Origin of the sequence: Paenirhodobacter sp. CAU 1674, assembly GCF_029222945.1 — a bacterium.
GTDB lineage: Bacteria > Pseudomonadota > Alphaproteobacteria > Rhodobacterales > Rhodobacteraceae > Rhodobacter.
In genome coordinates this window covers 1-1,315 of sequence record NZ_JARHUH010000032.1, presented here as the reverse complement: position 1 = coordinate 1,315, position 1,315 = coordinate 1, and the positions used below count along the sequence as shown (strand labels likewise).

Here is a 1,315-nt window from a genome sequence, read left to right as displayed (position 1 = left end):
TCCACACCAACAGGGAGCCTTTGACGTGGAACAGGACCTTGCGACATTGGCGGCTTCGGTCGCCGAACTGAAGGCGAAGGCGGCGATGACCGGCACGACCTTCTCCGAGACGTTTTATTTTCTGACGATCCCGCTGATGGTGCTGATCCATGCGGGGTTTCTGGCCTATGAGATGGGGGCCTCGCGCAGCAAGAACGCGCTGGCCTCGGGGATCAAGAACATCCTGGCCTTCGCGATGATCGTGCCGTTTTTCTATTTCGTCGGCTGGTGGGTCTATTGGGCCTTCCCGACGGGGGTTGACCTGTCGGCGGGGCCGGCGGGGATTTCGGGGCTGGACTATGCCAATTCGGTGGCTGCGCCCTGGTCGGAATACATGGGGCCGAACCTGGATGACCGCGCCTCGGGCGTGTTCTGGGGGGCCTTCGTGCTGTTTGCCGCGACCACCGCCTCGATCCTGTCGGGCGCGCTGATCGAGCGCATCCGCCTGACCGGCTTTGTCGTGCTGGCCACGGTGCTGGGCGGGTTCGTCTGGATCCTGGGCGCGGCCTGGGGCTGGCATGCCGACGGCTGGCTGGTCACGCGCTTTGGCTATCACGATTTCGGCGCCGCGGGCGTGGTGCATCTGATCGCCGGGGCCTTCACGCTGGGGGTTGTCATCAACCTCGGGCCGCGGATCGGCAAGTTCAACGCCGATGGCAGCGCCAACCACATCCCGGGCCATTCGATGCCGATGACGCTGGTCGGGCTGATGCTGATCATCGCGGGGTTCTGGGGCTTCCTGATGGGCTGCGTGATCGTCCCGGGCGAAGCCTGGAGCTGGTCGGGCGCGATCACCACCACGATCTACGGCACGCCGATGACCCTGTCGGGGATGACCTTCAACACGCTGATGGGCATGGCCGGGGGCATCATCGGCGCCTGGATGGTGACGCGCGATCCGTTCTGGATGATGTCGGGCGCGCTTGGCGGGATCATCTCTTGCGCGGCGGGGCTGGACCTGTGGTATCCGCCGATGGCCTTCGTGATCGGCTTCTTCGGGGCGGCGACGATGCCCTTCGTGTCCTCCTTCGTCGAGAAGATGAAGATCGACGACGCCGTGGGCGCCGTGGCGGTGCACATGTATCTGGGCTTCTGGGGCGTTCTGGTCGTGGGCATCGCGGCGCAGGGCTATCCGGCGCTGGCGGGCGCGGATGTGATCGAGACCTCGTTCACCGGGCAGCTGGTGGGGGGGCTGGTGATGGCGGCCCTGGGCTTCGTGCCGGGCTATGCGATCTCGTGGCTTTTGGCCGCGATCGGCCAGCTGCGGGTGCCCGCC

At 66.0% G+C, this 1,315-nt stretch carries 1 protein-coding gene; it reads left to right on the top strand.

Features of this window, described 5'->3' with window-relative positions:
• Positions 1–25 precede the first annotated feature (25 nt).
• Positions 26–1,315 (top strand): ammonium transporter (locus P2G62_RS17760; RefSeq protein WP_275736212.1); only part of this gene is annotated, 1,290 nt, incomplete at its 3' end.